This is a genomic window from Streptomyces rubrogriseus (genome assembly GCF_027947575.1).
GTDB classification, from domain to species: Bacteria; Actinomycetota; Actinomycetes; order Streptomycetales; family Streptomycetaceae; genus Streptomyces; species Streptomyces rubrogriseus.
Genome location: NZ_CP116256.1, coordinates 4,213,533 through 4,238,721 on the forward strand (window position 1 = coordinate 4,213,533; position 25,189 = coordinate 4,238,721).

Sequence of the window (25,189 nt, forward strand, 5' to 3'; positions counted from 1 at the left end):
CCGGTGGTGGGGGCGGTCAGCGGTGCAGGATGCCGGGCTGGGCGCCGGGGGCGAGTGTGGGGGTGGTGACGGGGACGTCGCCGAGCGCCTCGTCGACTGCGGCCAGCAGGTCGTCGGTCAGGGCGATGCCGGAGGCGGCGGCGTTGGCGTGGACCTGTTCGGGGCGGGAGGCGCCGGTGATCGCGGAGGCGACCTCGGTGCGGCGCAGGACCCAGGCGAGAGCCAGGGTGGGCATGCTCATCCCGGCCTGCTCGGCGATCGGGACGAGGCGCTGGACCGCTTCGAGGGTGGCGTCGCTGTAGACGAGGTCCTGGGAGACCGCCATGTCCGCGGAGGCGAAGCGGCTGCCCTCCGGTACGGGCTGACCGGGCTTGTACTTGCCGGTCAGCACACCCTGGGCGAGCGGCGACCAGACGATCTGGGAGATGCCGTTGGCCGCGCACAGGCCGAAGACCTCGGCCTCGGGGGCCTGCCACAGCATGGAGTACTGCGGCTGGGAGGAGACGAACAGGCCGGGTCCGGCGATGTCGATGCCGGCCTGGATCTGCTCGGGGGTCCACTCGCTGAAGCCGATGTAGCGGGCCTTGCCCTGCTCCACGACCTTCTGGAACGCCTCGACGGTGTCCTCGACCGGTACCGACGGGTCGAAGCGGTGCGCCTGGTAGAGGTCGACGTAGTCGGTCTTCAGCCGGGTGAGTGAGGCGTCGATCTGCTGGGCGATCTGCGCCGGGGACAGTCCCTGGTCGGCCGGGTCGTCGGACATCGGGCCCCAGACCTTGGTGGCCAGGACGTAGGAGTCACGCGGTTGGGCGGAGAGGATCTCGCCCCACGCCGTCTCGGCGGCGCCCTGTCCGTAGACGTTGGCGGTGTCGAAGAAGGTGATGCCCGCGTCGAACGCCGCTTCGGTGCAGGCGCGGGTCCGGTCGGCCTCGATGCCGCCGGAGTAGGTCAGCCAGGAGCCGAGGGAGATCTCCGAGACCTGAAGGTCCGAACTGCCGAGCTGGCGGTAGCGCATGGTGCTGCTCCTTCGGGGAGAGGGGTGTGGTCAGCGTCGGCGAGCCGACGGCTCAGGGGCTGGATCGACGCGGTGAACATCGGCCGGATGGCCGCCGGCGAGGTCCTGGCCTGCCTGTTCGCCCTGTTCGCCCTGTGCGCCCTGTGCGCTCGGTCCGCTCGGCCCGCCAGGTGCCGCCTTGCGGTGCGTGGCGGACAACAGGCCGAGCGGTACCAGGGCCAGCAGGGCGAGGGCCGTGCCGGCCAGCGGCGGACCCTGCGTGTTCAGGGTGGAGGTGAGGGCGGCGCCGCCGGCCCAGGGGCCCAGCGCGATGCCGACCTGGAAGGCGGAAGTGGCCAGCGCCATGGGCAGGGCCCGGCCGGCTCCGGCGACGCGGACCACCTCACCGACCACGACCGGGTTGGTCGCGAAGCCCGCGGCGCCGAGAAGTACGACCAGGACCACGGCCACGACGCTGCTGGTCGCCCACAGGGTGAGCGCGGCCAGGACCGCGGCGGTGACCGCGGTGGCGGGGACGAGGGTGCCGTAGGGCTTGCCGTCGCCGCGGCGTCCGCCGAGCGCGGTGCCGGCCAGTGCTCCGGCGCCGAAGCCGAGCATCGCCAGCGGTACCGCCGCCGCGGCGAGGCCCGCACGGTCGGTCAGCAGCGGGGCGACGTAGCTGTAGAAGGCCATGATGCCGCTCTGGATGAGCGCGATGGCCAGATAGACCAGCCACAGGCGCGGGCGCCTGAGCGCGGACGTCTCGGCACGCAGGGTGCTGTCTGCCCCGCTGCGGTCGGCGGGCACCCGCCGGACGATCACAGCGGCGGCGGCCACCGCGAGAGCGGCGAGCGCCCAGAAGGGGGTCTGCCAGCCGGACAGCTGGCCGGCGGCCGTGCCCAGGGGCACGCCGACGACGTTGGCGAGGGTGGTGCCGCCGACCATGACGCCCATGGCACGGGTGCTGGCGGCCGGGCCGGCGGCGGTCGTCGCGATCACCGCGCCCACGGCCCAGAACGTGCCGTTGCCCAGCGCCGCGGCGAACCGGCCCGCCAGGGCGAGTCCCAGGCCGGAGCTGAGTGCGCCGACGACGTGGCCGGCGGCGAAGACGACCAGGGCTGCGATCAGGGCGGTGCGGCGCGGCAGGCGCAGGGTGGCAACGGACATCGCGGGCGCGCCGATCATCATGCCGACGGCGAAGACGGTGATCAGCGTGCCGGCGCTGGCCACGCTCACGCCAAGGGCCGCGGAGAGCTGCGGCAGCAGGCCGGTGACGATCATCTCGCTGGTGCCCATGACGAAGGTGATGGCGCCCAGCAGCTACACCACCGGCGGCAGCTTGGCTCTCCCGGCACGGGCGGGCTTCTCGCCGTGCCGTTGCGGAGCGCCGGCTGGAGGGGCTTGCCGGGTGGTGGGGGACGGGGATGCGGTGGAAGCCACCGGGGATCCTTTCGAGCAGGCGGCGCGTGCCGGGGCCGCCGGGAAGCGGCCGGGGAGGGCGGACGTGCCGTGGAGACGTACGGTCGGGGCGTTCACACCCCGCTGGCATCTACTGGATCTACGGAACCAGCTGCTGCCCACGGCAGACAGTCACGCTCGTGAGGAGTAGCGCCAGGGGCCCCCTCCGTCCCGACCCCGCCCGGGAGCGCACCGGGACACGCAGGACAGCAGGGTCCGGCCCCGGGCGGCGGCAGCGGTCACACGGCCGCCGGAGAGTGGGACCGGCCCGGACCGGCCCGGACCCGCCTGGGGTCAACGCTCGGGCCGGGGCTGCGGGTCGGCTGGGTCCTGCTGCCGGGTGGCGGCCCAGCTGGCCAGCAGCTTCAGAGCGTCGGCGGCCGGTGTCCCGGGGTCGGCGCTGTAGACCGTGAGGGCCAGGCCCTCGTCGCCGAGCAGGTTCAACGACTCGTGGACCAGCTCCATCTCGCCCACCGCCGGATGCAGGAACCGTTTCGTCCCCTCGGTGAAGACGTGCACGCCGTGGGCGCCCCACATGGTGCGGAAGGCGTCACTGCGGGTGGACAGCTCACCGATCAGGTTCGACAGCTCGCGGTCGTAGGGGTTCTTGGCGGCCTCGACCCGCAGGACCCCCACGCCTTCGCGGGCCACTCGTTCCCAATCGGGGTAGAGGCGGGTGGCCCGTGGGTCGAGGAAGACGAACCGGCAGGTGTTGACCGGCTCGGCTCCGGTCTCGAAGAGCTTGCAGTGCAGGGCGCGGGCCAGTGGATTGGCGGCCAGGATGTCCATCCGGTTGTTGCGCACGTACGCGGGCTGGTCATGCAGACCCTCGACGATGCGCAGCACGCCGGGCCGCACGGTCGCCTTCTTCGGCCCCGCTGCTCCCGGGCCCGGCGCCGGCGCGTACAGGTGGTCCCGCTCGGTGTCGTTGAGGCGCAGGGCCTGAGCGAGAGCGTCCAGGACGCTGTCGGAGGCCCCGGCGAGGCTGCCGCGCTCCATGCGCGTGTAGTACTCGACGCTCATCCCGGCGAGCACCGCGACCTCGCCCCGGCGCAGCCCCGGCACCCGCCGCTGCCCGTACACGGGCAGGCCTGCCTGCTCCGGGGTGATCCTCGCCCGGCGCGATTTCAGGAATGCACTGACTTCTTCCTGGTTGTCCATGCGGCCAGCGTAGGAAGACGCCGCGAGAGGTGGGGGACCCTGCTGTTACCCCTCACACCGCAGACTCCCCCCGCTGGTTCTCGCCGGAGGCCCCATTGCGGAGCCAACGAAGACGTGACGGGGGGGAGTCACCTGCAGCATCCATGTCGCGGCGAGCGCCCGGATGCTGCTGGTGACTGAGGGCGCCGGCAGCCGACCTGCCGCATCGGCGATGCCCTGCCACGCCGGGCTCGTCGGACATGCCGGTGCCGACCCGGCTGAGAGCTACCGCGGAGCTGCGCACCGACCGGTGACCGGTCGGTGCGGCCCGGTCTACCGGTTCGCGGCTTCCCGAGAGGGGATCCGGTTTGTGCGACCGACCGCGCGGCCCATCGCGTTGCGCACCGCGAGCCCCGGCCGGGTGCGGGGCACCATGAGCCTGGAGAGCAGCCCGACGCGTCGCTGCCGCGGGCCTACCTCACGGCGGAGACGGGACTCGTAGGCGGCGAAGGCCCGGGCGTGGTCACCGGGTTGGGCGGCGAGCTCTTCGGCGAGGGCGTACGCGCCCGCCATCGCCATGCTGGACCCGTCGCCCAGCAGGGCTGTCGCCGCCGCCGCGTCTCCGAGCAGTACGACCCGTCCGCGGGACCACGAGGGCACCCGGACGGTGGTCAGGGGGTCGAAGAACGGAGCCGGGTGGTCGAGAAAGGCTGCCACGAACTCCGGTGCCCGCCACCGCACGTCGGCGTAGGCGTCGGCCACGGTCCGCTTGTGAAGGGTGACGTTCTTGCGGTCGTGGGGCGCCGACTGTGCGGCCCGGAAGGTGAAGATCGCCAGCGGGGTGGTCCGCGAAGGGTGGAGGACCAGCATCCGGTTCGGCGCGGTCAGCATGGTCATCTCGGTCGGATCCTCGATGGCGTCGGGTTCCAGCGGGACGGTCGCGCCGTACAGGCCCAGGTCGCTCGTGAACTGCCGCTCGGGGCCGAATACCAGGCGCCGTACGGTGGAGTGCATCCCGTCGGCACCGACTACCAAGTCGAAGCGCCGTGGCGCGGACCGCCGGAAGGTGACGTCCACCCCGCCTTCATCCTGGTCGAGAGCGGTGACCGTGTCGTCGAACAAGAACTCGGCCTCGGTCTGCGCCGACCGGTGGAGCACCTCGGACAGGTCGGCTCGGGTCACCTCGACCGTCGGCGCCTTGTCCGAGGTGAGCGGGAGCTGCAGGATTCGCCTGCCGCCGGGGTCGAGCAGGGTCAGCGACCGATTGCGGGTGGCGAGCTCGCGGAGCTGCGGGAGGATGCCCATGCGCTCGGCGACCGGGATCGCGGGCCCCTTCACGACGATCGCGCTACCACCGGAACGCAGCTGCCGGGCGTGTTCGACGACAGTCGGCCGGTATCCGTTCCGGGACAGCCAGTACGCGAGTGCGGGCCCTGCGATTCCGGCACCGACTATCAGCACCTCGGGCTTCTTCATGACGATGACCTCTCGGAGTGTCGATGACCAGGTCACCGGCGAGTGCCGGGCCGGGCCTGAGGGAGCGGCGGCACGGGAAGGTGCAACCGGACAAAGGTACGATCATTTTCGTACCTCAGGAAAGCATGCCCTTCAGGTACGATGCAAGCCATACCTGAAGGAGGTGCGGCGTGGCCCGGAGGAACCTGGTCGGCCCGGAGGTCGATGCGCTCGATCTGGGTGCGGTGTTTCGCGCCCTCGCCGACGAGAACCGTCGTTCGGTGATGACGGAGTTGGCCGCCGACCGCAGCGACAACGAGCGGGGCTGCAACTCGTTCAACCTGCCGATCTCGAAGCAGACCCAGACCCACCACTTCCGGGTCCTGCGCGAGGCAGGTCTCGTTGACGAGATCGACTACGGCAACCGCAAGGGCATCCGGCTACGACGCGCGGACATCGAGAAGAGATTCCCCGGGCTGCTCATGCTCCTGGGCTCAGAGTCCCCGGGCGGTACCACTCCTCGCTGAACACAGCTGAATACTGCTGAGCACACCGGCGGGGAGTCCGAGTTGAGCCGCGAGCTCGGCCGGATCCACCGCGCCCGGCTCGCACGCAGCCGAACACGACGCGGGCATAAATAGGGTCGGTGTCGCTTCGACCGCCGTCCCGCGCTCGTGATCGGCGCCGAACTCTTCCGCGCACTCCCTCACGCCCACACCCACTGAGGATTCCTCAATCTGCATGCGGAGCAGGGCCACTGGGTGGTGAGGGCGAGGTCCGGGCGTAGAGAAGCTCCTGGTAGACGGGCGCGTGTCGAGTCCAAGCCATCCTGCCAGGAGCTTTCCGCATGCTTGTCTGCCCAGCCGGGGTCGATCTGTCCACCTCCGCTCTGCGCTACCTCGCCCGTGAGTTGACCGCACGTCGTCTTGCGCAAGGGACATGATGGCGCCGGCTGGCCACCGGACGGCAGGCACCGCCCGTGGTGGCTCATCTACGATGCGGCCATACCCACGCTCAGCTCGCCGCCGGATTCGGTGCGGGCGTCACCACCGCCTACTGGCACATCGCAGAGGCCGTCGACATCCTGGCCGCTCTGGCTCCAACCCTCGCCGAGGCGGTGCGGACAGCCTCCGGCAAGGCCTTCATGCTCCTGGACGGCACGTTGCTGCCGATCGACCGGATCGCCGCCGACCGACCCTTTTACTCCGGGAAACATAAGAAGCGCGGCATGCGCGTGCGGGGGATCGCCGACCCGGCAGGACGGTTGCTGTGGGCCTCGCCAGCGCTGCCGGGATCTGTCCACGACATCAAGGCCGCAAGAATCCACGGCATCGTCGGTGCCCTGGCGGGAGCCGGGGTGGATTTGCGGGCCGACAAGGTTTACCAGGGCGCCGTCGGCACCGTACGCGTCCGGAGCCGAATGACCGGACTGGTGCCCGGCCCCGTCACCGTGCGTCGAATTTCGGGACTCCGGTAGTTCGGTCAGCAGGTCCTCGGCAGGTCCTCCTGGCCTTCGCGATATGCCCGGCGGATCCGGCCCGGCCGCCGTGGTGATCGCGCGGGCCAGGCGCTGGCGGGGCTCCTGCACGGTCAGCTGCCGGTTCATCAGACGCCGGTACAAGTCCACGAACACGTCGTCGCGCGGGTTCGCGAGCTCTCCGTTCTCGCGGGCCTCGGCGTCGTCGCGGCCGCGGGTCACCGGGCGAGCGTGGCGCTGGAAACTCTGGCGGCCTGGGTGGCCGAGGCGTGTTGGGCCCGGCGGCGGAGGTATTGACGGCGTAGGCCCTGACGACAGCGTCGGCGCGTGACCGTGAACTGCGGCGCGGTCGGCGGTGCGGGCACGGCCGACCGCGAGTCGAGCCTGCAGCAGTAGAACGATGCACGGGTCCTGCCGAATGTGGCCGGGTGTTGAGGACGGCCCGGGCGGCGTGCAACGGGCAGCCGGGCTCTTCGCGTGTGAAGGCGAAGGCTATAGCGACATCGCGTGCTGTCGTCGATGCTGAGCATAGGCGTAGAGAGGACAGCGGAGGTCCACGGCGGCCGCGTCTCGGCCGTGACGGGTCGGTCACCGGAGGCGACGCCTGCCCGACGGGGCACTGTACGTCAAGGGTGCAACCCGTGGACGGAAGCGTGGCGGACCAGCGGGGGACGAGCATGACGGCAATCGAGCCACCGGACGAGAGACGGGATCATCCGCAGCCGGGCGGTGCTGACGGCGCCCTTGCGGAGCCGGGCCCGCAACAGGCCGGGCACAACGGGGACTTGACCGGCGCCCCGCAGCCCCCACGGCAGAGCGACGCCGACGAGGGAAACGGAGCCCGTGAGAGCTTCGCATCGATCGTCGCGGAGGCACTCGGTCTGGCACCCGGCTCCTCTCGGCGGCGACGAGCGGTGGCCTTGCTGGTGATGCTGTCGATCGCCTTCATGGCCGTCTTCCGGGACACGCTGACCGGCTACCTCATGATCAAACCAAGTGTGACCAGGGAGAACGACGCCAACAAGGAGTACGACGCCAACACGGTGCCGTTCACGGTGTCCGTGCGGCCCGCAGAAGGCGAGCCCGAGACGTGGGCCGTGGTTCTCGACCGGGCACTGACGCCCGAAGAGAAGCAGAAACTGGTAGCCGTCGAGAACGACCCCTCGGGCGCCTTCTCATACCTGATGAAACTGGGCGGTCGCCCGCTCGCCACCGTGGCCACGTTGGAGAAGGCCCCCAAGCGGTACAAGGATCAGCTGGCGTCAAGCACCGTCGGAGGATACGCCGACGTGTTCCAGATGAACGTGATGAGCACCCGGTCCACCTCGGTGGTCATCAACGGCTGGCAGGTCACCGACGTTCACTGCCGAAGGAGCACCGGGCACACCGTGGTGCAGCTTCCGGAGCAGGGCGGAGCGTCCTACGAAGGTCTCCAGCTTCATATTCCGCCCCTCGTCGGCGAACCGGTGCTGACCGACGAGATCGAGGGACAGGGCGAGTCCTATTTCAGCACCCACTACATCGAGGTCGGAGGCGGCCAGTCCTCGGGCGGTTTCAAGGTGCACGCGATCGCCCCATGGGGGAAGTCGTGCCAGTGGGGCATCAAGGTTCGCTACACCGACTCGCACCAGACCGCACGGTGGGTGCAGCTGAAGGACAGTAACGGCAAGCCCCTGCGTATACGCACCGACTCCGTACCGACGGACGCTCGGGAGACGTGGGGCTTCATCGTCCAGCCATGGAGACTGTGCGAGCAGTCGGGGAAATGCATCGTGCATCCAAGGACGTAGTTCGGCTGCCGGCGCCGAGCCTCAGTTGTCCCTTCACGCTGGTAGACCCCCTCCTGGAAGAACTACGCCCGCCCCGGCGTCGACGCAGTCACCCAGCACCCCGAACGCGACCCCCGCCGCCCGACGGAAGAACCGACGCCTCCAAGAGCAACTATTGACCCGTGGTGCTCATCGGCCTGGTTCGCGTCAGCACCGACAAACAGAAGGCCCAGCGTCAGCACGACGCCCTCGATGTGATCTGCTTCGGCGGAAGGCCACTCCGCCCGCGAGATCGCCGAAGCCGTCAAGGTATCCGTCGGCGCCGTACACAGGACCCTCAACCCCGCCCCGTAGAACCTGCTTCATGGCTCGGCGCATCATGCCTTCCTGGTAGCTGCCCGTAGGGAACCTGGGCTCAAGACCCCGCCGCCGCGGGGAAGAGCGTCGAGGGCCCGCGTGTGGAGGTCGGGCCACTGGGTCAGCCATGCGGCCAGATCGCTGGAGGCCAGTCGGGCGTACGAGGAACGGCGGGGTCGTCATGCGGTGGTCTCCTGTCGGTGTCGTGGGGAGGGGATGGCGGGCCGCTAGGCTACGTCGATCGGAGTTCACCTGTGAGTCGTCCACGCTTGGGAATCGCGGTCCTGACCATGGGCAACCGGCCCGCGGAACTGAAGGCGCTGCTGGAGTCGGTAGCGCGGCAGACGCTGCCGGCCACACGGATCGTGGTGGTGGGCAACGGCAGCCCACTGCCGGAGCTGCCCGCAGGCGTGGACGGGGTCGAGCTGGAGGAGAACCTCGGGGTGTCCGGCGGCCGGAATGAGGCCATTGAGTACCTTCGGGCGTGCGGGGATGTGGACGTCGTCGTCGACCTGGACGACGACGGGCTGCTCGTGGACACCGGCGCGTTCGCCCACCTGGCTTCGATGTACGAGGCCGATGAACGGCTGGGGATCGTGTCGTTCCGGATCGCCGACGAACGCGGTCGCACACAGCGCCGGCACGTGCCGCGGCTGCGGTCGAAGGACCCGATGCGGGCCGGGGAGGTGACGACCTTCCTGGGCGGCGGGCACGGGCTGTCGATGCGGATGCTGAACAGGATCGGCGGCTGGCCGGAGAAGTTCTTCTTTGCGCATGAAGAGACCGATCTGGCGTGGCGAGCGCTGGATGACGGGTGGCGGGTGGTGTACGAGCCGTCGCTGCTGCTGCAGCACCCCTGGACGTCACCGGCACGGCACGCGGTCTACTACCGCATGACGGCCCGCAACCGGGTGTGGCTGGCCAAGCGGCATCTGCCCGCCCCTCTGATCCCGGCCTACCTCGGCGTATGGACGGTGCTGGCGGCGGCGCGTACGCGATCCTGGGGCGGTCTGCGGGCCTGGGCGGGCGGGTTTGCCGAGGGTGTCCGTGAGTCGGGCGGGCCGCGCCGGCCGATGCGGTGGGCGACGGTGGCACGGATGACACGCCTGGGCCGCCCCCCGGTCATCTAGACGCGCTGTCCGGCCTCCTGGCGCAGCCAGCCAGCCAGCCAGCCAGCCAGCCGGCCGGGCAGCGCGGCGGGTGTGGACTTCATCCAGCGCACATATCGTGCGACTGCGTCCTCGATGGTGATGGCGGGCTGCCAGCCCAGGATCCGTTGCCTCAGGGGGTGCCGGCACAGCCGCCCAGGGGGTTGCCCGGTGGCATCGGTGTCTCCACCACACGGGGGCCGGGGAAGTGGCCTCATGCAAGGTCGGCGACCTGTGGAGGGTGGTGTGGCGTCCGGTCCCGATGTTGACTGTCCTCCCCTCCACGGCGGGCTCGGTCAGGGCGCGCAGGGTGCCTTCCGCAATGTCGTCGACGTGGACGAAGTCGCGGTCCTGGTGGCCGCCACCGTTGAGGTGCAGTAAGAGTCCGGCTGCGGCGCGGGCTGCGAACCATGCGACCACCCGCGAGTGGCTGCCGGGCTTGATGACCTCCGGCTGGCCGTAGCCCAGGTCGCGCGGCTGTTCCCGCTCCATGAGGTGGAGCTGTGTCAGGCGCATCGCCGGTTCGTTTGTACGTGCGATTCGATGATGTGCTGGGCGCGGGGGTCGAGTCCTGCTCGGGGCTCGGGTAACCGTTGATCCTTCGGCTGCCTCTGGCGACGTAGCTGTATCGCCTGTCCGGCCAGGCTGGTCTGACGCGGCCGTGAGCGGCAGCTCGGGGGTCTCGCCTGCGGGGCTCAACGGCGGGACCAGCCAGAAGGCGGTCGGCGGTACGGTCATTCTCCGCATTGTGGGACGAATACCAATGACCGAGTCCAGAAGGCCGCCCAGTGCGGGCTGCCGGCCCGTGACGAGTAGGCTGGTCGTTTGCTATCGGACCGGGGAGGTCGGCGTGGACTATGGCGACAAGCTCTTCTGGCTCTCGGTTGTGATTCAACGCAAGTACGCGGAGGTCTGCGCCGAGTTCGATCTGACCCCCTCGCAGGCCACGCTGCTCTGCGCGGTCAGGAACGAGCCGCGGCGGATGGCTGACCTCGCCGCGTCGTTGGGTATGACCAAGAACGCATTGAGCCAGCTGGTCGATCGCACCGCGCGGCGCGAGTTGGTCGGCCGGGCAAGCTCGGCGCAGGACCGACGGGTGGTCATGCTGAGTGCGACGCCCGCGGGGAAGGTGCTCGGCGAGGCCGTTTACGCCGAGGTCGCCAAGCGCCTGCCCGAGATCGCGAGGAATCTCGACGCCGACGACCAGCGCGACTTCGAGCGCGTGGCCACCGCCGTCGTGGACACCTCGGATCTCTCTGCGCCCACCTCGAACCAACCGATCACACCGTGAGGTCCCGCTGACCCAGCACCTTGACGAGGTTCATGCCGTGAACTAATTTGGTTCACGGCATGAACTACTGAGAGGTGGCAGCGATGAGCACACAGACGACCGGCACGATCGCGGTCTTCGGCGCGACGGGGCAACAGGGCGGGGCGGTGGTCGACGCGCTGCTGGAGCACAAGGCGCGAGTGCGGGCTTTGGTCCGCGACCCGCAGTCCGACCGGGCTCAGGCGCTGGCCGCCCGCGGTGTCGAGCTGGCGGCCATCCGGGCCGACGACCCGGCGTCGCTGGTCGCCGGGTTGGCGACGGTCGAGGGGTTCTACTTCATGACCCCGGAGGCGAACAGCCTCGAAGAGGTCGAGGCGGAGATCCGCATCGGTACCACACTCGTCGACGCGGCGGCCGAGGCCGGCGTCCCGCACGTCGTGTTCAACTCGGTCTTCGGAGCGGACCGGGAGTCGGGTGTGCCGCACCACGACTCGAAGCACTTGATCGAGGAGCGCCTGAGGAAGTCCGGCCTCAGGGCCTCGATGGTTCGCGCGACCGCCTTCATGGAGAACTTCACGAACGTGATGGCACCCAGCCTGGAGCACGGGGAGATCGTGCTGAGGCTGCCGCTGCCGGAGGACGTCGCCCTGAAGATGATCTCGGTCAGGGACATCGGCCGGGTCGCCGCCGCGCTCCTGATCGGCACCGCGGAGGCACCCGACGGAGCCGTCGAACTCGTGGGCGACGAGCTGACGGGACCTCAGATCGCTGCGGCGTTCGGCGCGCGCGCCGGGCTTCCGGCACGGTACGAGGCCCTCCCGTTGAGCGTGCTTCCCACCGACCTCGACAGGGTGATGTTCCGCGAGTTCGCGAAGGCGGCGGAGTCCCCTTCGGACCCCTCCGCGGTGCGCGCGATCGAGCCGGCCACCCTGGACCTGGCCGAGTGGATCCGAGCGACCGGCTGGACCCCGCCCACAAACGTGGCTGGTTCCTGAGCCTCCGACCGCGATGAACGCCCCCGGGGTGACAGTGGTCAAAGGCTCTTCAGTGCAGCGGCGCTGGGGCTGCCCGCTTCCGCCGTGTACATCACCAAGGAGAAACCTGAGCCGGGCAGGCTAAGGGTGTGCCGGTCGATTTCGAGCTCGCCCAGTGTGGGATGATGCAGGTTTTTTCGCACACCGGGTATGGGGCGCACAGCGTGATTGCGCCAGCTGCGCGCAAAATCTGGATCGTGGGTTGCGAACTCGTTGATCAGCTCCGCGAGCACGTTATCTGTCGGGTGCAGAACGCTGGCTGCACGCAATTGAGCGGCTACCTGCTGAGAGAAATCAGACTCCGAACCGGGCGCGCCGGTGCAGAGGGTGTCACGGAATCTCGTTGAGATGCGCGTGAGGTTGCGCTCGTCGGGTGTGAGGCGAGAGAAGTCCGTGATCAGAGCTGCAGCCGCCGCGTTCCAGGCGACGATGTCCTGCCGGTCGTTGACGACGTAGGCAGGGATGCCGTCGAGTCTGCCGAGTAGCTGTTGGGCGTCCTCGGGCACGTGCTCCGGTGCGCCGCCGTTCTCTGCCGGCAGCACTTGTCCGGCCAGGCGGGCCAGATGGTCACGCTCTGCTTCAGTGAGTTGGAGAGCCGTCGCCAGCGCGGACAGCACTTGCGGTGAGGGCCGGGGTGCCCGTGCCTGTTCCAGCCGTTCGTAGTAGCTCACTGACATCTGCGCCAGGGCGGCTACCTCTTCGCGGCGCAATCCGGGTGTGCGACGGGCGCGCCGACTTGGTGGAAGCGTCGTTTCGCCCCGCACGTCTTCTGGTCGCAGGTCCTCGCGGCGGCGGCGGAGAAAGTCTGCGAGTTCCTGGCTGCTCACTCTCCCCATGCTGTCACAGGAAGGACGGCTGAGCCTCGCACTGTTGGTCCGGGGCTCAGCCGTCCGTTCCGCGCCCGCGAAGCTGCTGTGCATGGTGGTCCAGTCGGTTTGTTGACTACCAGGAGGAATGGTGCACAGCACGCCTGAGGAAACTTTTCGCCGCATGATCGACCTGCTGCTGGCCAAGGACATGAATGCCGTGGCAGATCTATGGGCTCCTGACGGAATTGCGGAATTCCCTTTCGCAGCCGGGAGCTCCCCCCAGATTCTCCGCGGACGTGAGGAGGTACGCGCCTACCTCGCTCACTACCCGGAGCTGATGGACATGAAGGAGGTGGCCGCGCTTACCGTGCGGCCCACGGATCAAACGGACACCGTCGTGGTGGAGTGGACGGCCACCGGCCGCACCGTGGCCAGCTCCCAGCCCTACCTCCTGGAATACATCGTGGTTCTCACGGTCCGCGACGGGCTGATCGCTCTGTTCCGGGATTACTGGAGCCCGCTGTCGGCGGCCGCCGCTGCCGGGACTCTCGCCGAGCTGATCGACTCGCTCGAACGGAAGGACGCCTGATGTCCGGAGTGCTCGTGACCGGAGGGACCGGCAAGACCGGCAAGGCGCTGGTGCAAGTGCTCCGCAACGCCGGTGTGCAGGCTCGGGTCGCCAGCCGGAACCCAGCCGCGGACGACCCCGATCCGATCCGCTTCGACTGGAATGACCCGACCACATACGGACCTGCGCTCGACGGGATGGACCGGGTCTTCCTGCTTCCGCCGGTGGAGAGTGTGGACCCACTGCCGCTGGTCGAGCCCTTCCTGCGCCAGGCACAGCGGGCCGGTATCCAGCGCCTCGTGATGCTCGGCTCCGCGATTGTTCTGCCGAACGCGCCCAGCGCCGTGGAGATGGCCGCTCAGGTTCAGGCTCAGCCCGGAGGTGTCGTATTCCGCGCCTCCGGCTTCATGCAGAACTTCCTGCGCCCGCACCCACTGGCCGAACACATCCATCGACTCGGTGAGATCCGTACAGCAGCCGGTGACGGCAAACTCGGGTGGGTCGATACGCGGGACATCGCGGCCAGTGCCGCCGCGCTATTGGCTGACCTGGAGGTGGACGCTCGAAGCGACTACCTGATCACCGGGCCGCACGGGATGAGCTATCCACAGGCCGCGCAGATCATCACCGCGCAGACCGGCAGACAGGTTCGGGTGGAGCGTATTACGGAGGAGGAACAGGCTGCCGCCCACCGTGCCGCCGGAATGCCGCCCGAGTTCGCAGACGCCCTTGCCGCCGTCGAGCGCGGAATCGCGGAGGGACGCGAAGACCAGGTCAGCACCGCGGTGCTCGAACTGACCGGCCGTCCACCGCGTGCCTTTGCCGAATTCGTGTCCGATCACGCGTACGAGTGGACGCAGTAGTGCCTGACCAGCAGCGATCTGCGGTGGGCGGTCGAGTAGGAACCACGCGGAGCGCAGTTCGGCGGCACATGTGTGACGCTCCAGCGGATTGGAGACGGCCCGCCGAGCTCCAACCGGTCTGGCTCTTCGCCACTTGGCGCCGGTTTGCGTTCCGATGTTCCGCAGTCCTCGACTACACCTCGCGGTCAAGCACCACGCCGGAGATCCACAGCCAACTCCTCGACTGTTACCAACGGCTTCGACAACAGCCAGACGATCCCCATGCAACGCAAACCCGCCGAGAGTAGGCAAACCGCGTCGCTCTCGGGGCCGCCAGGCGGGCCGCTGGGCCGCGATCGACGTCGGCGGCTGGCCCGGCCCGGCCCGGGCCGGGCCGGGCCGAGGCCGTGGAGTTGGCCAAAGAGTCTGACCAGCAGCTTCACGCCTCGACGACGATGGTGCCTATGGTCGATTCCGCGCCGGGCCCTTCCGGACGGTCGACCTTCCACCACCCCAGCACGTCCTGGTACTCCGGCTGCGGGACCGCACGTCCTTCGGCAGTCATCAGGCGTCCTTGGTATGCCTGGGCGTAACGTGCTCGAACCGAGTAGACGCCGGGTTCGTCGGGGACAACGACGTCGCACGACACGTTCACCCACTGCGCCGGACCCGGGTTGTCCTCAGCCAAAGCCTCGACGCGCGTGCCGGGATTGACCACCTTCACGCCGCCCCCGCTGCGCTGCTTGCCGTTCCACACCGATGCCTGGGCCCGGTCCTGGCCCGCCAGGCCGACGATCACCTGGTTGACGGCGTTGCCGCACTGCGAGCAGTCGTGCAGCAGGTCGAAGGTGACCTCGTGCGAACCTCCTCCGCGAACGTGCACCACGTCGGCCCGACCATCGATCTTCACGTTGCGGATCTTGAACCGAAATCCGGTCCCGCCTCCGTACGGCTCGACCATCTCGGCGCCGGGAGCGGGAGCCGTAATCAGGTGGACATTGCTGTGACTCATCTTGTCGGTCATGCGCCAAGTAAACAGGGGGTGGCACCGGGGGAGGCAAGGGGTTCTGGATCATGCGCGGGACGAACTCGGGTTCGGCGTGGCCGCAGTTGGCGAACCCAGGACCGCGCCGACCAAGGACATCGGCATCGGCTGCCCTGTTCTCGTACAGCTACGGCCAGGTGGCGAGTAACGCTGGGTGATGTTCCAGGTGTCCCAGCTACATCCCTTCTGATCAACGGAAGAGTGCCACTAGAGTGGTGCGTGGGCCGTGACTGGCGCTGAGGTGGAGTACCACCGGGGAGCGGTCTGACGAATCGGTCGATGCCGTGCGCCTGGGCGAGTGGTCAGCGACGCCTGGAGGCGACCATGTCCCGGACACAGACAGCCCTGCTCATGGACGGTGTCGGCCTTGCCCGACGCATCGTCGAGGAGACGGCGGACAGGGCGGCGGCGCTTGCGCGACATGTCGGCGTGACGCCCTGTCTCGCAACGGTGCTGGTGGGCGAGGATCCGGCTTCGATGACGTACGTCCGGATGAAGCGGGCGCGTTGCGCTGAGGCGGGCATCGAGTCTCGGCTTGTCAGCCTGCCGGCCACCACTACGACGGCTGAGCTGGTGGAGACCCTCCAGTCCCTCTCGCAGGACGCCGGAGTGCACGGCATCTTGCTTCAGCACCCCGTGGGCCCTCACATCGATGAGCGGGCAGCGTTCGAGGCCATCGCGCCGGAGAAGGACGTCGACGGGGTCACGATGAGCTCCTTCGGGGCGATGAGCTTCGGGCTGCCTGGTTTCGCTTCGTGCACCCCGGGCGGGATCATGCGGCTCCTGGACGAGTACGAGGTCGAACTCGCAGGTCGGCACGCCGTTGTCGTGGGTCGAAGCGCGATCCTCGGCAAGCCCGTCGGGATGCTCTTGCTCGCCCGGGACGCCACGGTCACCTACTGCCACTCCCGTACGACCGATCTGGCCGCGACCGTGCGGGAAGCGGACGTTGTCGTGGCGGCCGTGGGACGGCCTCGACTGATTCGCGGCGAAGACGTCAAGCCGGGAGCCGTCGTGATCGACGCCGGATACAACCCCGGCAACGTCGGCGACGTCGACTTCGACACCGCCCGCACTCGGGCCCGCTTGATCACACCGGTTCCTGGTGGGGTCGGCCCCATGACCATCGCGGTCCTGTTGGCTCAGACGGTCGACGCGGCATCCATCCAGCTCGGGCCGGCCGGCCACTGAGTGAGGACAGCCGTGAGTTCGGCGGGACGACAAGCGGCCAACCTGCTGGCCCGGCCCAGCCGATCGTCCGCTCGACTTTCAACGGCGGGGCCGGTCCGTCGGTTCAGCAGCGGCTCTCTCGTCATTCGGGCTGTGCTCCGCCTTGAGGGCAGCAGCAGGCAGCAAGGATGTGAAGCGATCCGACTCGGGAGTCGAAGCATTTCTCCGCGAGCCAACCGGTAGCAGCATCGCTGGTCTGCTGAGGCAGGCTAACGCGGCTGCGTGTTCCGATGCTGGTCGCCTGCCTGCTCCAAGGCGGTCTCGTAGGCGTGCAGGGCGGTGATGACCGTGGCGCGTTCCGCGGGGTCGAGACCGCGCATGACGCGTTCCCAGGCAGAGGCGCTGCCGGAGAGCCATTCGCCGATCGGTGCGGCGTAGGCGGGGGCGATGGCGACGATGCGGCGGCGGCGGTCGGCGGGATCGGCAGTGCGTTGCAGGACGCCCGGCCGTGACAGCTCGCTGACCATGAGGCTGACGGTCGTCGGGGCCACCTCCAGCCGAGCGGCCAGCTCGTTGACGCTGGTGGGGCCGTCGTACTCCAGGTGGGCCAGCAGTGCGAGGTGCCGCGGTGCCAGGTCCAGAGCCTGGAGCGCGGGCGGTATGGGCAGGCGCTTGGCGCGGCCCACGAGCCGCGGCATGAGCAACAGCAGGGTGCGGACGGCCTCGTTGACGGCTGGGCCGTCCGATTCCGTGGACATCGGTTACCTCTTCCAGATACCTTTGAAGACAAAGGCTTTGAGTTCAAAGGGAACGAGGGTTCACTATGCCGCATCTGACGGTCCACCTTCCAGAGAACAGGCTGACCGGGAACGAGCCCGTGCTCGTCGCCGCACTGACCGACGCTGTTGTCGACGTCTATGGCGAATGGGCCCGCGACCTCGTCAGCATCCGCCTGGCCGGAGTCCCCGCAGGCCGTTTCGCCCAGGGCGGCAAGGCCGTGGATACGAAGGCCTCGGTGATCCTGGGAGTCCGCGCCGGAGTCTTCGACCGCCCCGATGCCGACCGGACGACCGCACGCCTCGGCACCGCGCTCACCGACGCGATCACGCAGGTCGTCGGTGACGACCTGCGCGCCGGCACGATGGTCGAGCTCGTCGCGTCACCGCCGGAACGTACCTTCGTCGGCGGCGTGCTCGCCGTGTGACCTTGCAGCCGGGCCACCTCGCAGCCCGGCTGTGCTCAGGATCGGCAGCGGTCGTTGGGGCGAAGAACGACACTCGCTTCGCGACCAGGGGCCGGCGGTGGGAGCCAGATCGCTGTCCGTCTGTCGAGTCGGCCCGTCAGATGACCTTCCGCTCCTCGGTGACCATCACGGCCACCGATTCCATGTCGATGAAGCGTGCTTCGTCGGGGTTGACCAGAGTCCGATAGTTCTCGGAGGCGAAGAAGGCGTCGTGATCCTCCCAGTCGTCGAACCAGATCTCGGTCATGCCGTCGTAGGCCCGGGGCGGATAGTTCCCGGCGGGGACCGGGTGGGACACGGTGCACTTGCGCACGTAGCGATCCGCCTCCGGGATGGAGGTGAACAGCGGCGCGTGCCGGTTCCGGTGATGGTCGACGAAACGCTCGTACGACATACCCTCGGCGCGGTTGATCATGAAGATGAGCTTCAGCATGGAGTTAACCTAAAAGCTCACATCAATGTGAAGGGCAAGTGAGTCATCGGCATGAAAGGAGTCCGGCATGCGGATCGGTGAGCTGTCCGCCCGGACGGGAGCCAGTCGCCGGTCGCTGCGCTACTACGAGGAGCAGGGCCTGCTCGTCAGCTCCCGCTCACCCACCGGACAGCGCCACTACGAGGACGAGCACGTTCAGCGGGTGCGCCTCATACAGGCGTTCCTGGCAGCAGGCATGCCCAGCAGCACCATTGCCGAGATGGCGCCCTGCATGTCGGAGCCGACCGAGGACAGGGCGCGGCAGGCACTGAGAATCATGGGCCGCGAGCGGGCCCGGCTGTCCGAGGCCATCGACGGCCTCGCCGCCGCCAGGACCGCGCTGGACCACCTCATGGAGGACAACCACGCGTACCTGAAACGGTCGGCGGACGACGGTCGGTGAACCGGGGCCCGGACCAACGACCGGCTGATCCCCCCGACGCTAACTTGCAAAGCGGTTGTCAACGTGCCAACAGAAGGCTGCGGTGGATCAGTAGCGGAGGCGGGCCTCCAGCCCATCGATGAGCAGCGAGCAGTTCCTGTAGACCTTCAGCAGAACCCGCTCGTCATCCGACACCAACGTCAGGTCCAGATCCCGCAGAGGCTTGGCGGCTGCGGAAGTTCTAGTTCCGTCTGGGTCAGGACCGCTGAGAGATGCCCAAGCCGCGAAGAGGAATCCTGGTCGGCAACGGGTGTGGTCACCGTGTGATCATCGGGGTGTGTGGGCTCCTTCTGCCTGAGCAGGCCAGCAAGGTGGTCACGGGACGAGCATGAGCTTGCCGCCGGGGTGGCGGGATTGGTGAGCTTGACCGCTTCCTGGATCAGGTCGAGGGCGGGTAGATGCTGCGGAGGGCGGCGAGCAGCTCCCCGGGCGGTCCGTCCGGGTCGATGCGCTCAGGATCCTCCGAACCGAGCAGCTCCTTGAAGGAGGGGTACGAGGTGATCCGCTGCACGGTGACGTCGAGTTCCCGGCCGGTGTCCCGGTCATGGAAGACGACCGTGTCGCCGGCGACGACGGTCCGCTTGTTCGGGGTGGCCACCCTGACCTCGATCGTCTTGCGGCCAGCTTCCACTTGACGGTAGTACCGGCCGAGCAGGTGCATGTGGTGTTCTTGCGGTACGTCGCCGCCTGTCGGGCTCGGCATGACCGGGGTCGCTTGCTGGGTTTCGTCAGGCACACGTGCCTCCGCTCGATGCTTCCCCGTCCGTTGCCGGTCTGGGGGGCGCTACCGGGGCGGGGGTACTGTGGCGGGCTCCTGTGTCGCGGCTGTCGGTGGGCTGGGCCAGTTCGATCGGTCCGTAGCGGGCGTGCGGCTCCTGCCGCATCAGCGCGTCGTACCGGTCCGCTGCCGAGAAGTGCCAGAACTCGGTCCCGTAGTTCGTGAAACCTGCGCTCTCCATGGCGTTGAGTAGGAGGGTGCGGTGGTGGCGCGCCTGGGCGCTGAGGTTCGGGGCGTGTGTGTAGCAGGTGCCGTCGCTCTCCTCGGGGGAGGCGTTGACGCGGGTGCCCAGGTCGAGTTCGTGGCCGTCCTGGTCGACGAGGGTTATGTCCACGGCCGCGCCCGCGGAGTGCGGCGCGATCTCCGGCGGCGACACGTACCGGCTGGCGGCCTGGTGCAGCTGCTCAGGTGTCCAGTCCGGGTGAGCTGCGGCCAGCTCCTCACGGTAATCAGTGAAGTAGCGCTGCTGTAGGGCCAGTGGCCGGTAGCCCTCGATGAATAGAAGGTCGGTGCCGGCGGGTAGCAGCGAGCGGGCGCGCTTCAGCTGGACCAGGACGCCTTCACGGACGTGGGCGAACGCCCCCAGCGGGTCTTGCTTGCGGGGGTCGACGCGGAAGTCGTGGTCGCGCACGTCGACGAGCGGCTCTCCGCACTCGCGCACGGGGATCGCCGCGACCTGCGGATCGGACATCGGCACCGGAGCAATCAGCGAGTCTCCTTGTGACGGTTTGCGCTGAGGCGGCGAGGCGGGGGCGAGAACGGTCAGACCGGTCTCGCGTACGATCCGGGCGACGGTGTCCTGCAGCGTGCTGTCGGCCGGGATTACGCTCTCCAGCCCGCCGGGCAGCAGATCCAGCTCGCGGTACCAAGAGGTGAGATGGTCGTCGGTGACCTGCGCCAGGTAGGCGGCATCCGCCTTCGACGCGTGCCGTACCAACGTCGCTTCCAGCGGCACGTCCAGGTAGTAGCACCTGGAGACCCCGCGGTGATCCCGCACCAGAGACGTGATCATGTGGCCGTAGCGGTCGGCATACAGGATCCCTTCGAGTACGACGTGGAAGCCGGCGTCGAGGGCTGCGCGTGCGATCGTGCCCAGCAGGGCGATGTTGGCGCCGCGCGCGGTGTCGTGTTCCCTGAGCACGTTCCGGCGGATCACGTCCTGGCCCACGATCGCGATACCGCGGCCGTAGTGATTCCGCAGGCCCTGGGCCACGCTCGTCTTGCCGGACGCCGAGTTGCCGCGGACGACCACGAGGCGGGTATCCGGACGCCCGGTCGATGCGCCGGTCATGCGGGCCAGCCTGTCTCGCTGTACAGCTCCCCGTTCTGGATCTTCGCGATGGCTTGGCGGGTGTAGGGGACGAGGTCGTCGGGGAGCGCGGCGGGGTCCCAGAATCTCCACTGGGTGCACTTGTCAGGCTCGCGCAGTTCCGGCTCGCCGCTCCAGGCGCGGGCGCGGAAGAACAGGCCCATGCGGGGCCGGCCCCCGGTGCGGTCAATGTGGTGAATGACGTGAACGAGTTCGACGTCCTGGCGCTCGATGTGCAGGCCGGCCTCCTCCCTCGCTTCCCTGATCAGGCAGGTGACGGCGTTCTCCTGCTCGCAGTGGCCGGCCAGGGCATGCCAGGTCGACGGTGCGAACGCGGAGTTCGGGTGACGCAGCCCGAGCAGAACCGTCCCGTCGGACCGCTCCAGGTAGAGGTGGACGCCGATGACGTTGAGGACCGTGCCGTGCGGCGAGGCTCGGCGCTGCTCCTGCCGCACGAGCCTGCCCTGCGGCGCGGTGCCGGCGGGATGGCTGGCGGCGTGGCGCCGCACGAGGTCGGAGGTGGTGTCCGCGATACGCAGGCGGTGGAGGTCGTCGGGGGCGAACCAGGCCAGCATGACCCCTTCCGTCAGCCGGATGTCACGGGGGTCGCCGTTCCAACGGCCGGCGTAGATGGCGATGGGCACGCTCACGCCGTCGTCGTCGGAGGCGTACTCGGTGGCGAACGGGGTCAGGTCGCCGAGGTCGAGGCCGGTTTCCTCGGCCAGTTCGCGCCGCACGGTGTGCTCCAGGGTGGCGTCCTGGGGCTCTCGGCCGCCGCCCGGCAGGGACCACATGCCCGGCTCCCAGATCTCACCGGGGAAGTAGTCGCGCAGGTGGAGCAGGTACTCACCACGGTCGTTGTGGATCAGTGCGGAGGCGTTGGCCGTCTCCGGTTCGGCCTCGAGGGGGAGCTTGAGCAGCTTCTCGCGCAGTGCCGGGGAGGCCACCCGGTCCACGGGACGCCACTCGATGCCGCCGACCTCCTCTTCCTGCGGCACCACCGGCGCCTCGTTCGTGGTGTGCAGGCGGAAGAGGAACCGGAGGTCGAAGTGCTGATGGCCGGGTTCGCCTTTGTCCGGGTGGGCGTCGATGTCGTGGATGTCGATGTCGAACGGCACCGTCTCGTATGCGGGCCACGGTGCGACCGCCTGGGGCGGGATCCCGGCCTCCTCGTGCAGCTCCCGTAGCGCCGTCCCGGCCAGGGACTCATCAGAGGGCTCGGCGTGTCCGCCGGGGGCGAGGACCTTCCCGCTCGCCAGGTGGAGCACGTGCAGGACGCGGCCGAGCGGGTCGAGGACTATCGCGCCGCAGGTGATATGTCCGGTGAAGGTAGTGCGGCTGGCGATGTCGGTGGGACGTTCCAGGGCGTCCAAGAGGGCACCGAGCTGCTCGTGCTCGTGGGGATGGCGAGCGAGGTAGGTTTCGACGGTGGTGCGGATGTGGTCGTGCGACAGCGGCATGGGATACCTCAGAGGGTGTGGAGCGGGCCGAGTCGAGGCGGGGCAGCGTCCGGGTCAGCTCAGCCGCATCCCCTCCACCGGGACCTCTTGGATGGCGACGGACCTGCGCGTGGGGCGGGTCCCACCGCTCGCGTGCGGTGTCCACCGTGAGCTGGGCTGCCGCGCGCCGGGCGGGCCCCATCCCAGCAAGGCGGCTGCCTGGGGTGCCCGGGCGGGCGTGAGCAGGCGGGCGAAGGGGGACCGGTGGCAGGGTCGACGGCCGCTGGTCCGACGGCGGTGACCCCGTGCGGCCGGACGGAGCCGGGCGTTGGGTCCCACACCGCCGTACACCTTGCCGGTCATGTCCAGTACCCAGCCCGGTCGCACCAGGTCGGCCAGGGGGAGTTGGGCTTCCTCGGTGGCTTCGCGGTGCAGGGTGTGCTCGGGTGTCGCGGCGGCGTACTCCACGGTGCCGCCCGGCGAAGCGAGCGGCCTCGTCGCGAACTGGAGCTGGAATCCGGGGAACCCGCGCGTGAGTGGCCGCTCCATGAGGAAGAGTATGACGGGTTGCACTGCTCGCCGTGGCTGGACGCGGAGCGCCACGGTCTCGGGCTACCGGGTCGGGCGTTGTTCTCTACGGCATGGGGAGCCGTAGGTTCAGCTGTTCACCCAGCGGGACCTGGAGCGCGTCCCGGGCTTGTTCCGGCTCAGTTCCGCCGCGGTGTGACGAGATCAGTGTCGCGGCGCAGATGAGATGGCCGTGAGCCACGCCGTACTGCTGGTTGAGCGCAGTAGTGGTTGTCCGGGCCGGCCTCTTCGTGTCAGCCGCGTTGTCTGCGCGCCCGCAGAGTGGCCCAGTGGCGCAGGCGCTCGGTGATCTGGGCTTCGTATCCGTTGCGGGTGGGCTGGTAGTACGTCCCACGGTTCATACCGTCGGGGAAGTAGTCGGCGCCGGAGAAGCCGTCGGTGGTGTCGGGATCGTACTGGTAGTCCTTGCCGTAGCCGATGTCCTTCATCAGCCGGGTCGGGGCGTTGAGAATATGGGCGGGCGGCATGAGTGAGCCGGTGCGGCGGGCGGCGCGGTGTGCGGAGTTGAAACCGCGGTAGACGGCGATGGATTTGGGGGCGGTGGCGAGGTAGACGACGGCCTGGGCGATCGCCAGCTCGCCTTCGGGGGAGCCGAGCCGCTCGTACACGTCCCAGGCGGCAGGGCCTGCTGGACGGCGTGAGGGTCGGAGATGCCGATGTCCTCGTTCGCGAAGCGGACCAGACGGCGGGCTACGAATAGGGGGTCCTCGCCGCCGTCGAGCATGCGGGCGAGCCAGTACAGGGCCGCGTCAGGATCGGAGCCGCGCATCGACTTGTGCAGCGCGGAGATCAGGTTGTAGTGGCCCTCCTGCGCCTTGTCGTACAGCGGGGCGCGCTGCTGGATGTGGTGGGCGAGTGCGGGGGTGTCCAGGATGGCCCCGGTGTCGGGGAGGGCCTGGAGCTGTTCGGCCATGTTGATGAGGTAGCGGCCGTCGCCGTCGGCCATGGCGATCAAGGCACTGCGTGCGTCGTCGTCGAGGGGCAGCCGGTGGTCGGTGAGGTGTTCGGCGCGGGCGAGGAGCGTGGACAGGGCGGTTTCGTCGAGGCGTTTGAGGACGAGGATCTGGGTGCGGGACAGGAGGGCGCCGTTGAGTTCGAAGCTCGGGTTCTCCGTGGTGGCGCCGATCAGGGTGATCGTGCCGTTCTCGACGTAGGGCAGAAAGCTGTCCTGCTGGGCGCGGTTGAAGCGGTGGATTTCGTCGACGAACAGCAGGGTGCCCTGGCCGACGGTGCGCCGACTGCGGGCTGCGGTGAAGACCTTGCGCAGGTCCGCCACGCCGGAGAAGGTGGCCGACACCGGTTCGAAGGCCAGGTTGCCGGCGTGGGCGAGGAGTCGGGCGATGGTGGTCTTCCCGACGCCGGGCGGGCCCCACAGGACGGCGGAGCTGAGGCGCTGCTGGGCGATCATGCGACCCAGCGGGGCGTCGGGGGCCAGGAGGTGGTTCTGTCCGACGACCTCGTCGAGCCGGGTGGGGCGCAGGCGGTCGGCGAGTGGCCGGGCGGGCTCCTCGCCGAAGAGCGGCAGGGTCGGTTCCATGGCTCTCTAGCTTTGTGCGGGGGTGCTGGCAGGCGTTGGCGCAGCCGCTGGTGGGCGCGCTGGGAGTGCTTACCGGGGGCGGGGGCGATCGCGTTGTGGCAACTGGGCGACGACCAGGTCGTAGGAGTCCTCGACCGCGTCGGTGATCAGCCGTTTGGTGATGCCGGTTCCCGGTCCGAGCGTGATCCAGTGTCGTTTGTCGAGGTAGCGGCCCGGTGTGATCGAGGCGTGGGCGTGCATGTGGGCACGGGCGTGTTCGGGGTCGCACTTGACCGTGATGATCTGCTCGTCCGGGTCGTCGGTGACGATGAGGAACACCTTGCCCGCGACCTTGTACACGTCGAGCTGGGGAGTGAAGGGGCGTGAGTGGCTGACGCCGGGCAGGGCGAGGGCCGCCTTGCGGGCGGTGTCCTGGAGCCGGTCACCGGCCGCGCTCACCGGGACGCCCGCGTGCCGTCGGCGCAGGTGTGCGGGTCGACGGGCTGCGCGGCCTTGGGCAGGTGAGCGACGACAAGCCGGTAGGACTCGGTGACGAGCTCGCGGACGAGGGATTCGTCCACGCCGTCCCCGTCCTCCAGGGTGATCCAGTGCTTCTTGTTCATGTGGTAGCCGGGGGTGATGTGGACGTGGTGTTCCTGTAGGGCCAGCGCCTCGCCGGGATCCGACTTGAGGATCACGACGGGACGCCCGGGGACCTCGGTCATCAGCATGAACACCTTGCCGCGCACCTTGAGAACCTCCCAGTCGTCCCCGAAGGGATGACCCAGCTCGGCTCCGGGAAGCTCATGCGCGCTGTCGGCGGCGGACTTGTACAGAGTCATGAGGCGTTGTCCTCCTTGAGGTAG

Annotated in this window: 24 protein-coding genes, 3 pseudogenes and 1 riboswitch; of the genes and pseudogenes, 11 read left to right on the top strand and 16 right to left on the bottom strand. The window is 69.0% G+C overall.

Going from position 1 to position 25,189, the window contains the following annotated elements; translation table 11 throughout:
• Positions 1–16: 16 nt before the first annotated feature.
• The 4 genes from Sru02f_RS19260 to Sru02f_RS19275 all read right to left on the bottom strand — a co-directional run bounded on the left by Sru02f_RS19260 (position 17) and on the right by Sru02f_RS19275 (position 5,068).
• A complete protein-coding gene (locus Sru02f_RS19260) occupies positions 17–1,015 on the bottom strand; it encodes an aldo/keto reductase family protein (RefSeq protein ID WP_109031232.1) in 999 nt (332 codons plus the stop codon).
• 30 nt (positions 1,016–1,045) lie between these two features.
• Complete coding sequence (locus Sru02f_RS19265; protein WP_218030707.1) at positions 1,046–2,314, bottom strand: MFS transporter; 1,269 nt, start codon at positions 2,312–2,314, stop codon at positions 1,046–1,048.
• 432 nt (positions 2,315–2,746) lie between these two features.
• Entirely contained in the window at positions 2,747–3,613 is an 867-nt protein-coding gene (locus Sru02f_RS19270) for a helix-turn-helix transcriptional regulator (protein WP_109031234.1), read from the bottom strand.
• Positions 3,614–3,925: 312 nt separating this feature from the next.
• Positions 3,926–5,068 (bottom strand): FAD-dependent monooxygenase, encoded by a 1,143-nt coding sequence (locus tag Sru02f_RS19275; RefSeq protein WP_109031235.1) that lies wholly within the window; start codon positions 5,066–5,068, stop codon positions 3,926–3,928.
• 170 nt (positions 5,069–5,238) lie between these two features.
• Here Sru02f_RS19275 and Sru02f_RS19280 point away from each other — a divergent pair, with 170 nt between their 5' ends.
• From Sru02f_RS19280 to Sru02f_RS19295, 4 genes and pseudogenes are all read left to right on the top strand, one after another.
• Complete coding sequence (locus Sru02f_RS19280; RefSeq protein WP_109031236.1) at positions 5,239–5,574, top strand: ArsR/SmtB family transcription factor; 336 nt, start codon at positions 5,239–5,241, stop codon at positions 5,572–5,574.
• A gap of 320 nt (positions 5,575–5,894) precedes the next feature.
• Positions 5,895–6,488: pseudogene (locus Sru02f_RS19285) on the top strand (transposase family protein); the annotation flags it as partial.
• 713 nt (positions 6,489–7,201) lie between these two features.
• Positions 7,202–8,314 carry a hypothetical protein gene (locus Sru02f_RS19290; protein ID WP_159107516.1) on the top strand — a complete coding sequence of 371 codons (1,113 nt, stop codon included), beginning with the start codon at positions 7,202–7,204 and terminating at the stop codon, positions 8,312–8,314.
• 590 nt (positions 8,315–8,904) lie between these two features.
• Positions 8,905–9,780: a glycosyltransferase family 2 protein gene (locus Sru02f_RS19295; protein WP_109031238.1), complete on the top strand. Its 876-nt coding sequence runs from the start codon at positions 8,905–8,907 to the stop codon at positions 9,778–9,780.
• A 288-nt stretch (positions 9,781–10,068) separates the two neighbouring features.
• On the opposite strand, the pseudogene Sru02f_RS19300 reads toward Sru02f_RS19295, so the two are convergent.
• Positions 10,069–10,545, bottom strand: a pseudogene (locus Sru02f_RS19300) (NAD-dependent epimerase/dehydratase family protein); the annotation flags it as partial.
• Between the two features lie 103 nt (positions 10,546–10,648).
• Between Sru02f_RS19300 and Sru02f_RS19305 the strand changes: the two are divergent.
• Both Sru02f_RS19305 and Sru02f_RS19310 read left to right on the top strand, forming a co-directional pair.
• Positions 10,649–11,089 carry a MarR family winged helix-turn-helix transcriptional regulator gene (locus Sru02f_RS19305; RefSeq protein WP_109031488.1) on the top strand — a complete coding sequence of 147 codons (441 nt, stop codon included), beginning with the start codon at positions 10,649–10,651 and terminating at the stop codon, positions 11,087–11,089.
• An 83-nt stretch (positions 11,090–11,172) separates the two neighbouring features.
• Positions 11,173–12,063, top strand: a complete 891-nt coding sequence (locus Sru02f_RS19310) for an NmrA family NAD(P)-binding protein (protein WP_109031239.1) — start codon at positions 11,173–11,175, stop codon at positions 12,061–12,063.
• Between the two features lie 38 nt (positions 12,064–12,101).
• Here the strand turns inward: Sru02f_RS19310 and Sru02f_RS19315 are convergent, their stop codons facing one another.
• Positions 12,102–12,938, bottom strand: a complete 837-nt coding sequence (locus tag Sru02f_RS19315) for a helix-turn-helix transcriptional regulator (RefSeq protein ID WP_244941828.1) — start codon at positions 12,936–12,938, stop codon at positions 12,102–12,104.
• Between the two features lie 154 nt (positions 12,939–13,092).
• On the opposite strand from Sru02f_RS19315, the gene Sru02f_RS19320 reads away from it, so the two are divergent.
• Both Sru02f_RS19320 and Sru02f_RS19325 read left to right on the top strand, forming a co-directional pair.
• Positions 13,093–13,500, top strand: a complete 408-nt coding sequence (locus Sru02f_RS19320) for a nuclear transport factor 2 family protein (RefSeq protein WP_244941789.1) — start codon at positions 13,093–13,095, stop codon at positions 13,498–13,500.
• Complete coding sequence (locus Sru02f_RS19325; RefSeq protein ID WP_109031241.1) at positions 13,500–14,342, top strand: NmrA family NAD(P)-binding protein; 843 nt, start codon at positions 13,500–13,502, stop codon at positions 14,340–14,342. Before Sru02f_RS19320 ends, Sru02f_RS19325 begins: the two co-directional genes overlap by 1 nt.
• Positions 14,343–14,760: 418 nt before the next feature.
• Here the strand turns inward: Sru02f_RS19325 and Sru02f_RS19330 are convergent, their stop codons facing one another.
• Positions 14,761–15,345: a hypothetical protein gene (locus tag Sru02f_RS19330; RefSeq protein WP_109031242.1), complete on the bottom strand. Its 585-nt coding sequence runs from the start codon at positions 15,343–15,345 to the stop codon at positions 14,761–14,763.
• Positions 15,346–15,582: 237 nt separating this feature from the next.
• Positions 15,583–15,669: riboswitch (ZMP/ZTP riboswitch) on the top strand.
• A gap of 21 nt (positions 15,670–15,690) precedes the next feature.
• On the opposite strand from Sru02f_RS19330, the gene Sru02f_RS19335 reads away from it, so the two are divergent.
• Positions 15,691–16,557 carry a bifunctional 5,10-methylenetetrahydrofolate dehydrogenase/5,10-methenyltetrahydrofolate cyclohydrolase gene (locus Sru02f_RS19335; RefSeq protein ID WP_109031243.1) on the top strand — a complete coding sequence of 289 codons (867 nt, stop codon included), beginning with the start codon at positions 15,691–15,693 and terminating at the stop codon, positions 16,555–16,557.
• Between the two features lie 248 nt (positions 16,558–16,805).
• On the opposite strand, the gene Sru02f_RS19340 is transcribed toward Sru02f_RS19335, so the two are convergent.
• Positions 16,806–17,294: a MarR family winged helix-turn-helix transcriptional regulator gene (locus tag Sru02f_RS19340; protein WP_109031244.1), complete on the bottom strand. Its 489-nt coding sequence runs from the start codon at positions 17,292–17,294 to the stop codon at positions 16,806–16,808.
• 65 nt (positions 17,295–17,359) lie between these two features.
• On the opposite strand from Sru02f_RS19340, the gene Sru02f_RS19345 reads away from it, so the two are divergent.
• Positions 17,360–17,740, top strand: a complete 381-nt coding sequence (locus tag Sru02f_RS19345; RefSeq protein ID WP_109031245.1) for a tautomerase family protein — start codon at positions 17,360–17,362, stop codon at positions 17,738–17,740.
• A 136-nt stretch (positions 17,741–17,876) separates the two neighbouring features.
• Here the strand turns inward: Sru02f_RS19345 and Sru02f_RS19350 are convergent, their stop codons facing one another.
• Positions 17,877–18,212: an EthD domain-containing protein gene (locus Sru02f_RS19350; protein WP_109031246.1), complete on the bottom strand. Its 336-nt coding sequence runs from the start codon at positions 18,210–18,212 to the stop codon at positions 17,877–17,879.
• Between the two features lie 67 nt (positions 18,213–18,279).
• Here Sru02f_RS19350 and Sru02f_RS19355 point away from each other — a divergent pair, with 67 nt between their 5' ends.
• The gene (locus tag Sru02f_RS19355; protein WP_109031247.1) at positions 18,280–18,654 is read left to right on the top strand and encodes a MerR family transcriptional regulator; all 375 of its coding nucleotides are present in this window, start codon (positions 18,280–18,282) and stop codon (positions 18,652–18,654) included.
• 418 nt (positions 18,655–19,072) lie between these two features.
• On the opposite strand, the gene Sru02f_RS19360 is transcribed toward Sru02f_RS19355, so the two are convergent.
• The 7 genes and pseudogenes from Sru02f_RS19360 to Sru02f_RS19390 form a co-directional block, all read right to left on the bottom strand.
• Positions 19,073–19,396, bottom strand: coding sequence for an ASCH domain-containing protein (locus tag Sru02f_RS19360; RefSeq protein WP_244941790.1), 324 nt, complete (start codon positions 19,394–19,396; stop codon positions 19,073–19,075).
• A gap of 25 nt (positions 19,397–19,421) precedes the next feature.
• Positions 19,422–20,762 (bottom strand): M15 family metallopeptidase, encoded by a 1,341-nt coding sequence (locus tag Sru02f_RS19365; RefSeq protein ID WP_244941791.1) that lies wholly within the window; start codon positions 20,760–20,762, stop codon positions 19,422–19,424.
• Entirely contained in the window at positions 20,759–22,240 is a 1,482-nt protein-coding gene (locus tag Sru02f_RS19370; protein ID WP_109031248.1) for an NUDIX domain-containing protein, read from the bottom strand. Before Sru02f_RS19370 ends, Sru02f_RS19365 begins: the two co-directional genes overlap by 4 nt.
• Positions 22,241–22,294: 54 nt before the next feature.
• Complete coding sequence (locus Sru02f_RS19375) at positions 22,295–22,768, bottom strand: NUDIX domain-containing protein (RefSeq protein ID WP_167469432.1); 474 nt, start codon at positions 22,766–22,768, stop codon at positions 22,295–22,297.
• 272 nt (positions 22,769–23,040) lie between these two features.
• Positions 23,041–24,344, bottom strand: a pseudogene (locus Sru02f_RS19380) (replication-associated recombination protein A).
• Between the two features lie 69 nt (positions 24,345–24,413).
• A complete protein-coding gene (locus Sru02f_RS19385; protein ID WP_109031249.1) occupies positions 24,414–24,782 on the bottom strand; it encodes an MmcQ/YjbR family DNA-binding protein in 369 nt (122 codons plus the stop codon).
• Positions 24,779–25,165 (bottom strand): MmcQ/YjbR family DNA-binding protein, encoded by a 387-nt coding sequence (locus tag Sru02f_RS19390; protein ID WP_109031250.1) that lies wholly within the window; start codon positions 25,163–25,165, stop codon positions 24,779–24,781. Before Sru02f_RS19390 ends, Sru02f_RS19385 begins: the two co-directional genes overlap by 4 nt.
• Positions 25,166–25,189: the final 24 nt, after the last annotated feature.

What these genes read in the sequence shown, in the direction of transcription:
- Sru02f_RS19275 (WP_109031235.1), bottom strand. Translation starts at nt 5,068, where the DNA reads ATGAAGAAGCCCGAGGTGCTGATAGTCGGTGCCGGAATCGCAGGGCCC.
- Sru02f_RS19390 (WP_109031250.1), bottom strand. Translation starts at nt 25,165, where the DNA reads ATGACTCTGTACAAGTCCGCCGCCGACAGCGCGCATGAGCTTCCCGGA.
- Sru02f_RS19345 (WP_109031245.1), top strand. Translation starts at nt 17,360, where the DNA reads ATGCCGCATCTGACGGTCCACCTTCCAGAGAACAGGCTGACCGGGAAC.
- Sru02f_RS19335 (WP_109031243.1), top strand. Translation starts at nt 15,691, where the DNA reads ATGTCCCGGACACAGACAGCCCTGCTCATGGACGGTGTCGGCCTTGCC.
- Sru02f_RS19365 (WP_244941791.1), bottom strand. Translation starts at nt 20,762, where the DNA reads ATGACCGGCGCATCGACCGGGCGTCCGGATACCCGCCTCGTGGTCGTC.
- Sru02f_RS19360 (WP_244941790.1), bottom strand. Translation starts at nt 19,396, where the DNA reads ATGCCGAGCCCGACAGGCGGCGACGTACCGCAAGAACACCACATGCAC.
- Sru02f_RS19330 (WP_109031242.1), bottom strand. Translation starts at nt 15,345, where the DNA reads ATGACCGACAAGATGAGTCACAGCAATGTCCACCTGATTACGGCTCCC.
- Sru02f_RS19290 (WP_159107516.1), top strand. Translation starts at nt 7,202, where the DNA reads ATGACGGCAATCGAGCCACCGGACGAGAGACGGGATCATCCGCAGCCG.
- Sru02f_RS19310 (WP_109031239.1), top strand. Translation starts at nt 11,173, where the DNA reads ATGAGCACACAGACGACCGGCACGATCGCGGTCTTCGGCGCGACGGGG.
- Sru02f_RS19315 (WP_244941828.1), bottom strand. Translation starts at nt 12,938, where the DNA reads ATGGGGAGAGTGAGCAGCCAGGAACTCGCAGACTTTCTCCGCCGCCGC.
- Sru02f_RS19260 (WP_109031232.1), bottom strand. Translation starts at nt 1,015, where the DNA reads ATGCGCTACCGCCAGCTCGGCAGTTCGGACCTTCAGGTCTCGGAGATC.
- Sru02f_RS19340 (WP_109031244.1), bottom strand. Translation starts at nt 17,294, where the DNA reads ATGTCCACGGAATCGGACGGCCCAGCCGTCAACGAGGCCGTCCGCACC.
- Sru02f_RS19320 (WP_244941789.1), top strand. Translation starts at nt 13,093, where the DNA reads ATGATCGACCTGCTGCTGGCCAAGGACATGAATGCCGTGGCAGATCTA.
- Sru02f_RS19355 (WP_109031247.1), top strand. Translation starts at nt 18,280, where the DNA reads ATGCGGATCGGTGAGCTGTCCGCCCGGACGGGAGCCAGTCGCCGGTCG.
- Sru02f_RS19370 (WP_109031248.1), bottom strand. Translation starts at nt 22,240, where the DNA reads ATGCCGCTGTCGCACGACCACATCCGCACCACCGTCGAAACCTACCTC.
- Sru02f_RS19375 (WP_167469432.1), bottom strand. Translation starts at nt 22,768, where the DNA reads ATGGAGCGGCCACTCACGCGCGGGTTCCCCGGATTCCAGCTCCAGTTC.
- Sru02f_RS19325 (WP_109031241.1), top strand. Translation starts at nt 13,500, where the DNA reads ATGTCCGGAGTGCTCGTGACCGGAGGGACCGGCAAGACCGGCAAGGCG.
- Sru02f_RS19270 (WP_109031234.1), bottom strand. Translation starts at nt 3,613, where the DNA reads ATGGACAACCAGGAAGAAGTCAGTGCATTCCTGAAATCGCGCCGGGCG.
- Sru02f_RS19350 (WP_109031246.1), bottom strand. Translation starts at nt 18,212, where the DNA reads ATGCTGAAGCTCATCTTCATGATCAACCGCGCCGAGGGTATGTCGTAC.